This window comes from Natrinema soli, from assembly GCF_028618695.1.
Window position 1 is genome coordinate 1 of sequence record NZ_JAQIVI010000042.1, and the last position, 5262, is coordinate 5262.

General features: G+C 64.5%; 5 protein-coding genes and 1 pseudogene. 3 read left to right on the forward strand and 3 right to left on the reverse strand.

All coding sequences use genetic code 11. The features are described from left to right. A pseudogene (gene rnhB, locus PGX04_RS03015) lies at positions 1-237 on the forward strand (ribonuclease HII); the annotation flags it as partial. 368 nt (positions 238-605) lie between these two features. Here the strand turns inward: rnhB and PGX04_RS03020 are convergent. From PGX04_RS03020 to lonB, 3 genes are read right to left on the reverse strand one after another with little or no spacing between them, the layout of a single operon-like run. Continuing rightward, on the reverse strand, positions 606-950 hold the full coding sequence (locus tag PGX04_RS03020) for a hypothetical protein (RefSeq protein ID WP_273737161.1): 345 nt from the start codon (positions 948-950) through the stop codon (positions 606-608). Positions 951-975: 25 nt separating this feature from the next. Then, positions 976-2004 carry a CPBP family intramembrane glutamic endopeptidase gene (locus PGX04_RS03025; protein ID WP_273737162.1) on the reverse strand — a complete coding sequence of 343 codons (1029 nt, stop codon included), beginning with the start codon at positions 2002-2004 and terminating at the stop codon, positions 976-978. Continuing rightward, complete coding sequence (lonB, locus tag PGX04_RS03030) at positions 2005-4167, reverse strand: ATP-dependent protease LonB (protein WP_273737163.1); 2163 nt, start codon at positions 4165-4167, stop codon at positions 2005-2007. A gap of 304 nt (positions 4168-4471) precedes the next feature. On the opposite strand from lonB, the gene PGX04_RS03035 reads away from it, so the two are divergent. Together PGX04_RS03035 and PGX04_RS03040 are read left to right on the forward strand one after the other, a co-directional pair. Next, entirely contained in the window at positions 4472-4990 is a 519-nt protein-coding gene (locus tag PGX04_RS03035; RefSeq protein ID WP_273737164.1) for a nicotinamide-nucleotide adenylyltransferase, read from the forward strand. 20 nt (positions 4991-5010) lie between these two features. Beyond that, a partial coding sequence (locus PGX04_RS03040) for an SAM hydrolase/SAM-dependent halogenase family protein (RefSeq protein ID WP_273737165.1) occupies positions 5011-5262 on the forward strand: 252 nt, incomplete at its 3' end.

The window sequence follows — 5262 nt, forward strand, 5'->3', positions numbered from 1 at the left end:
GCGCTCGTCGGCGCGGCCAGCGTTATCGCCAAGGTCGAACGCGACGCGCACATCGCTACCCTCGCCGACGAGTACGGGTCGATCGGCAGCGGCTATCCGGGCGATTCGACCACTCGAGCGTTCCTCGCGTCCTACGTCGACGAGCACCGCGAACTCCCGCCGTTCGCGCGCGAGTCGTGGTCGACCTGCGAAGACGCGCTCGCGGCCGCCGAACAGACCGGGCTCGAGCAGTTTTGAAACGCGCTCGAAATGGATGTCGGCTGATGTGGACAGTATCGGGGAGCAATATCTCACTCCGGACCGGTCAACCGGCGTGCGGTGGCGCGCGCTATGCCGCGGTGAATGTGAATGAACCGCGGCACTAAATTGCGCGAGGGATGAGCGAGCGGAGCGAGGCGCGAACACTGTGAGCGCCTCGGGAAGCGAACGGCGAAGCCGTGAGCCTGGGAGCGAGCGAATCGGTTGGGGAGGGCGTGGCGATTCCCTGTTGCCACGATAGCAGGACGCTCCGTTACCTGATCCCCATTACAATCGGCTGCACCATTCACACGAGAACTGAATCAATCCGTTCAGTTCGAATCGATATCCATCGATGCAGACACCACTCAGTTCGAACGCCAGACCGCATAGACGTAGCAGCCGACCCCGAGAAAGACGAAGAACGACGAAAGCAGGTCGATGGCGGCCACCCTCGTGAGAACGGCGGCGAACGTGAGAACGCCGCCCGCGCCGAGACAGCCCGCGGCAGCGGCCAGCACCGATCGCGGGTTCGCGGTCTGCCCGTACAGCATCGCCCCGACGGCGATCGCGATGACCCCGAACCCGAGTTCCGCGACGATCGCCGCCAGCGGATCGCTCGCGATCGTCGCGTAGACCAGGACGACGAAGTAGCCCAGAATCAGGGCGACGATCGCTCGAGACCGAGCCATCGATCCGGCGGTCGCGTTCATGTCCCACCCGACTCGTTCTCGGGCCTTAGCTTTCGAGGGTTTCAGCCCACTCGAGGCCGAATCCCTCGTGGACGACGAACTCGAGGGCGTTGAGCAGGTAGTGAGCGACGACGACCACCAGCAGGCTCCCGGTGAGGACGAAGACGGCCGCGAGGACGAAACCGAGGAGGCCGGTGACGACGACGCCGACCGATCCCTGCATGCCGTGGCCGAGCGCGAACGCGATCGAGGAGCCGACCGCGAGCAGCCACGGCGAGAGACCGAAGCTGGCGGCGGGCACGCCGATCAGTGCCGCCCGGAAGAGGAACTCCTCGAAGACGGCGATGATCGGCAGGACGCCCAGCAGGAGGATGAGCCAGCCGCCGATCGAGTCGGGCGAGAGCAGTTCTCGAAGCGCCTCGTCGTGGTCGAACCCGAACCGCGTCGCGGCCGCCGCGACGAGTTCGTTCGCGAGGTAAAAGCCGATTCCGGCGACCGTTCCCAGGAGCAGCCCCGTCTCGAGGTATGCGAGGGAGAACTCGATGCCCAGCGCTGACGCCGGAATCGCCGTGTAGACCGCCGCGCCGAGCAGGACGAGCGCGAACAGCCCCTGGGAGAAGGCGACGTTCGCGAGGACCATTCCGGTCGACAGCGAGTCCGGATCGACGCCGCGCTCGGTCGGCCGGCGCTCGTCGCCCTCGATGGTGCGCTCGCGGTGCGCACTCGAGTCGTCGGATTCGATTCCGTTAGTACTCTCGTCTGGGACGCCAGCGGTACTCTCGTCGGACACGCCGGCAGTGCTCCCGGTCAGTCGTGGAGTGGCGTTGGCAGGGGCATCGGCGGACCGTGCATTTCGGGTCGAATCTCGATCCGTCGCCGCCGGGTTCCCGTCGAACTCGGAGGACGACTCGGGGGTTCGTTGACTCGAGGTGATCGTCCCGTCAGCCGACTCCCCGGGGCCGTCGCTGGCGTCGGTTTCACCGTCGGTGAACGCGGATTGGGTGAGATGCGATAAAACGAGCAGCAACACGAGGACGACGCCCGTAATGCCGACGAACGTCGCCCACTGCGGCATTTACTGTGGGCTCGGGTTCGAGCCGCCGGCGGAGCCGACGGTGCCCTGATCGAACGCCGTGCCGGTGATCGACTTCAGGCGGTCGACCAGCGAATCCTTCTTCGGTTCGCCCATGAGGGCGACGTCGAGGACTTCGCTGATGTTCGAACAGGGGATGATCTCGACCATCTCCTCGTACTCGTCCTCGATCATCACGTCCTGCTCGTTCGCTTCGGGGATGATGATCTTGGTGCAGCCGGCCTTCGCGGCGGCCTCGATCTTGTGGGTGACCCCGCCGACCGGCAACACGTCGCCACGCACGGAGAGCGAGCCGGTCATCGCGACCGACTGGTCGACCGGGATGTTCTCGAGCGCGCTGATGACGGCCGTCGCCACTGTGATGGAGGCGGAGTCGCCGTCGACGCCCTGTTGACCGGCCTGGACGAACTGGATGTGAATGTCCTTCTCCGAGAGATCGACGTCGGAGAACTTCTTGATGATCGCGGAGACGTTCTGGACCGACTCCTCGGCCATCTCCTTGAGCTGACCGGTCGCGATCACCTGACCGCCGCCCTGCGCGGGCGCGATCTCGGCCATGACGGGGAGCATGATACCGGAGTCCTCGCCCATGACGGCGAGGCCGTTGACGCGGCCCTCGACGCCGCCGTCGTTGACCTGCAGTTCGTAGTCCTTGCGGCGCTCGATGTAGTCGTCGGCGAGCTGTTGCTCGATCGAGCGCGAGCGGGCCTTGGCCTGCAGGACGTCGTCGCGGGTGGTGAACTCCCGATCCTCGGCGCGAGCGATGTCGCCCGCGACGCGGACCAGGCCACCGAGGCTGCGGAACAGCAGCGTTAAGTGATTCTTCCGGCCCGAGCGGCGTTTCGCCTCGAGGATGACCTCCTCGACGGCTTCGTCGGTGAAGTGGGGGAGGCGACCGTCGCGTTCGATCTCCTGAGCGATGAAGCGGGCGTACTTGCGCCGCATTTCGGGGGTGTCCTCGATGGTGTCGTCCATGTAGACCTCGTAGCCGTACCCCTTGATCCGGTTGCGGAGCGCGGGGTGCATGTTCTCCATGGCGTCGAGGTTACCCGCCGCGACCATGATGAAGTCACAGGGGACGGGTTCGGTCTGGACCATCGCGCCCGAGGAGCGCTCGGACTGGCCCGTGATCGCGAACTCGCCTTCCTGAATCGCGGTCATCAGCTTCTGCTGGGTCCGGATGTCGAGCGTGTTGATCTCGTCGACGAACAGCACGCCCTTGTTGGACTTGTGGATCGAACCGGGTTCGACGCGGTCATGGGACGGCGTCTCCATGCCGCCGGACTGGAAGGGGTCGTGGCGGACGTCGCCCAGCAGCGCGCCGGCGTGGGCACCGGTCGCGTCCTCGAAGGGAGCGACGCGCTGCTCGCCGTTGTTGACGATCATGTTCGGCACCATCGCGTCGCTACCTCGAGAGGTGTAGCGGAAGATCAGCCAGATGATCCCCGCCGCCAGGATGCCCAACAGGAGCTGCCCGCCCGCCAAAATCGCGTAGCCGAGGACGACCGCGATGATGATCCACATCAGGATCGAGCGCATCTGGTTGCGCTTGCGGGCTTCCTCCTTGTGAGCGTCGATGATCTGTTCACCCTTCCCCGCGGGGACGGTTCGGACCTTCGGCTCGTTGCCGTCGTCCGGATTGTGGTAGACTAAGACGTCCTGGAGATCTTCCTTGGGCAGCAGTTGGCTCATCGCCTTCGCCAGCATCGACTTGCCGGTCCCCGGCGAGCCGATCATCATGACGTGACGGCGCTGCTTCGCCGCCTTGATAATTATATCTCGTGCTTCGTCCTGACCGATGACCTGATCGACGAGCCGATCTGGGACTTCGATGTCCTCCGTCGAGTCGATCTTGAGGCCACCCAGCAGGTCGTCCTCGGCGATCTCCTCGTCGACCTCGACGCCGGGGTCGACCTCAACCGTACTCCCCAGGTCGTCGACGGTCTCGATATCGTCTCCCTCTGCCTCGTCGGACGACGACTCGAACTCGTCGATCGGATCGTCGCCGCCGGGACGACGGTCGCCGTTCTCCTCGAGTGGCGACTGATCTCCCTGACGCTCGGGCTGCTCCGCGGGCCGGTCCTCCTCGGAAGCAGCGTCGGAGGCGTCTTCGGGAGGGTCGTCAACGTTCGTATCGTTACTCATAGAACTCTGTTCAGTACCTGATTCGAAGGGATTGCGACTGATATACTTTCTCCATGCGGAGGATGGTATCAGTCGCTGATACCGGAGGGAACAGCGGTCGACGGGGCGAATCACGCGATAGACACCGAATATTTAATCATTTTTATCTGGCGCGGAATATACGGTTGCGAGACCGGTCAGCAATCGTGAACGATACGGGCAGGCTGGAACGAGCTGTAGTCGGCGCGACCGGCCACGATTCAGACCGTGCCGATCCGTGCGAAAACTCGCCACGCTTAAGCGCCGTGCCCGAGCAGTGTCCGGCATGACCCGGGGGTTCTACATCGGTCGTTTTCAGCCGTTCCACAACGGCCACCGGAGCATGGTCAAGGAGATCGCGAACGACGTCGACGAACTCGTCCTCGGGATCGGGAGCGCCGACGATTCCCACACGGTCCGTAACCCGTTCACCGCGGGCGAGCGGATCATGATGATCACGAAGTCGCTGGTCGACTTCGATCTCGTGACCTACGCCGTTCCGATCGAGGATCTGGAACGGAACTCGGTGTGGGTGAGTCACGTCCAGAGCATGAGTCCGGACTTCGACGTGGCCTACTCGAACAACCCACTCGTCATTCAGCTCTTTCGGGAGGCCGACATCGAGATCCGTCAGTCGCCGATGTTCAACCGCGACGTGCTCGAGGGATCCGAGGTCCGCGAGCGGATGATCAACGACGGCGACTGGGAGTCGCTCGTCCCCGAAGCCGTCGTCGAAGTCGTCGACGAGATGGACGGCATCGAGCGGATCCAGATGGTCAGCGACTCGGACTCGAACGGCGACTGACTCGGCTCAGAGACACGACCATGATCACGCTCTCGTCGGACTTCGGCACGCCGTACCCCGCGGCGATGAAAGGAGTGATACTGCAGCGAACGGACGCCAGACTGGTCGACGTCGCCCACGATTTCCCCCGGCAGGACGTTCGAACGGCGGCCTTCTGGCTCCGAGAGGTGTTGCCGTATTTTCCGCCCGCGACCCACCTCGCGGTCGTCGATCCGGGCGTCGGCACCGATCGGAACGCGCTGGTCGTTCGCGCCGGCGACCACGCGCTCGTC

Coding starts and splice junctions, on each gene's coding strand:
- PGX04_RS03020 (WP_273737161.1), bottom strand. CDS start 950: ATGAACGCGACCGCCGGATCGATGGCTCGGTCTCGAGCGATCGTCGCC.
- PGX04_RS03025 (WP_273737162.1), bottom strand. CDS start 2,004: ATGCCGCAGTGGGCGACGTTCGTCGGCATTACGGGCGTCGTCCTCGTG.
- lonB (WP_273737163.1), bottom strand. CDS start 4,167: ATGAGTAACGATACGAACGTTGACGACCCTCCCGAAGACGCCTCCGAC.
- PGX04_RS03035 (WP_273737164.1), top strand. CDS start 4,472: ATGACCCGGGGGTTCTACATCGGTCGTTTTCAGCCGTTCCACAACGGC.